The sequence below is a fragment of the Photobacterium sp. SKA34 genome, from assembly GCF_000153325.1.
In the GTDB taxonomy this organism is placed as follows: domain Bacteria; phylum Pseudomonadota; class Gammaproteobacteria; order Enterobacterales; family Vibrionaceae; genus Photobacterium.
In genome coordinates this window covers 186,406-188,756 of record NZ_CH724141.1, presented here as the reverse complement: position 1 = coordinate 188,756, position 2,351 = coordinate 186,406, and the positions used below count along the sequence as shown (strand labels likewise).

1 protein-coding gene and 1 pseudogene are annotated in these 2,351 nt (G+C 41.3%); both read left to right on the top strand.

Annotated features, from left to right (window positions below):
• Positions 1–737: pseudogene (locus tag SKA34_RS02205) on the top strand (amino acid deaminase); the annotation flags it as partial.
• Between the two features lie 104 nt (positions 738–841).
• Positions 842–1,705 carry a MurR/RpiR family transcriptional regulator gene (locus SKA34_RS02200; RefSeq protein WP_006643861.1) on the top strand — a complete coding sequence of 288 codons (864 nt, stop codon included), beginning with the start codon at positions 842–844 and terminating at the stop codon, positions 1,703–1,705.
• Positions 1,706–2,351 lie beyond the last annotated feature (646 nt).

The window sequence follows — 2,351 nt, the reverse complement described above, 5'->3', positions numbered from 1 at the left end:
GCTGTGGTTGTCGTTCACCTCAAGAAGTTAGAGAGCTGGGGCTAGCCATCCAAGCTGCTCCAGCCCTTTCTCTCGCTGGTATTGAAGTTTATGAGGGCGTGATTTATGGCGACAATGCCGAGCAAGATATTCGTGCCTTCTTAAAACAGGCGCTGACTTCAGTTGAAAGCCTCGAATCAGATAATCTAATTTCAGAACAACCTATCATAACTGGCGCAGGCTCGGCTTGGTACGACGTCGTAGCTGAATGTTTAGCAAACCTAACCGATTACTTAGCGATTATCCGCCCAGGTTGCTATGCCATTCACGATACAGGGATTTATCTAGATGCTCAAAGTAAGGTCTTACAACGTGCGCAAGTAAGCCAAGGTTATGCGTGTGAACTCGATGGGGATTTAGAATCTGCACTTGAAGTGTGGGCGTATGTTATCTCTCGTCCAGAGCCAAACAAATTGGTGGTGGGACTAGGTAAGCGTGATGTGGCCTTCGATGCTGGTTTACCTATTGCTGAGCGCGGATATCGTAATGGTGAAGCTATCTCAGTCAAAGGTCTTACCGCGACGGCGGTAATGGATCAGCATACCTTTGTTGAAACAGATGGCTCTTCAGATATTGAAGTAGGTGACATGATTGCGTTTTCAACATCACACCCCTGCCTAACCTTCGATAAGTGGCGTTATATTGCCATCAGCGATGACGAATATCAGGTAACCCACTGGGTAAAAACCTGTTTCTAATTAGAAATAAACTAGAATCAAAAAAATGATATATTAAATGGGCTAAGTATAGTTACAGATGACTAGTAATAATGATTAGCCCCACCAATAAAGGATTAAAACTCTTGAGTTTAGAAGTAGATATCATTTCACAGATAACGGAACGATTTCCCGTTCTTCGTGATGCAGAGAAAAAAGTCGCCAAACTGATCATGGATGACATTAATTTTGCAACTAAAGTCAGCATTACAGAGTTAGCAGAAAACGCGCATGTAAGTGAAGCCACCATTACCCGTTTTGCTAAAGCGATCGGCTGTAATAACGTACGTGATATGAAGATCAAGCTCGCTCAAACCCTAGCGGTCGGTCAGCGTTTTATTCTCGAGCCAGTAAATCAAACTGGCTATCAAGGTATCTACGAATCAATCAAGCAGAGTCTTGACATCAATCGAGCTCTCTTCAAAGAACAAGATGTTGAAACCGCTGTGGGCTGGTTGCATAACGCTAGACAGATTATTGCTATCGGTATGGGTGGCGGCTCAACTATTGCCTCTCAAGAGCTACAACATAGACTGTTTCGTTTGGGGTACCCAGTGGTATCGTACAATGATGGTTTAATGTCACGCATGGTTGCTGCGACAGCAGATGCCAATGATGTAATGGTGATGATTTCTGCAACCGGCTTTACACCATTAATCACTGATACAGCCATGTTAGCCAAACAATACGGTCTTAAGATCATCGCGATAACGCCACAAGACACACCACTGGCAAAAATTGCGGATATCTTGCTACCGATCAAACATATGGAAACCGACTTCATCTACAAGCCATCTGCATCTCGCTACGCTATGCTGGCATTGGTCGATGTGCTTTCGATGGGCATGGCGGTCAATCACAAGAACCGTTCACGCGATAAGCTGCGCCGTTTAAAAGTAGCGTTAGATGCCTACCGAGGTGGAGGTGACCGACAGCCACTAGGTGATTAACCGTTTGTGAGGCTTAACGTTTTACGACTTATCTGTTACGTGAATTTCAACATTGGGACTAACAATACTCCCTATCAAAGACAGTTAACCCGAAGCAAAGCCTCAAAAATGCTCTCAATAAAGATCTTAAGAAGTGACGCATAAGAAAATAGCAATTTAAGCAAAACGGTATCACTAGAGCATTAAGAAATAGTGAACTTGTTAAACTCTATGTCAACGATTTTAAGTTTCTATATAAGTCAGTACTCATAACGCTTATTTAAGTGGTAAAGAAAGCCACACCCTTACCTAACCCATTGTTTAATAAAATCAAAAAAAACAAGAGTAGCCGAACGTTGAAAATTTGTCTTAGACACTTTGTTAATCTACAGTTTTCCACATTATTTTTGATAACTCTTCAAAGCCCAACTTCGCATAAAAGCTTTGTGCATGCTTATTGAAAGCCATGACCTCTAGTCTTATTAAGTACATATTTAAATATTAATTAATTTTTTTCAATAGGTTATGAGAAAATTGAATTAATAAGAGGTTGCTATTTGGCGCTCTGTTAGTGATATAAAGTATCGTATTTATGTGACAAGCTGAAAGTGAAGACTCTTAAGTTGAATAACTGAGAATACAAAGTAAAGATAACTTAGAAAGGCTC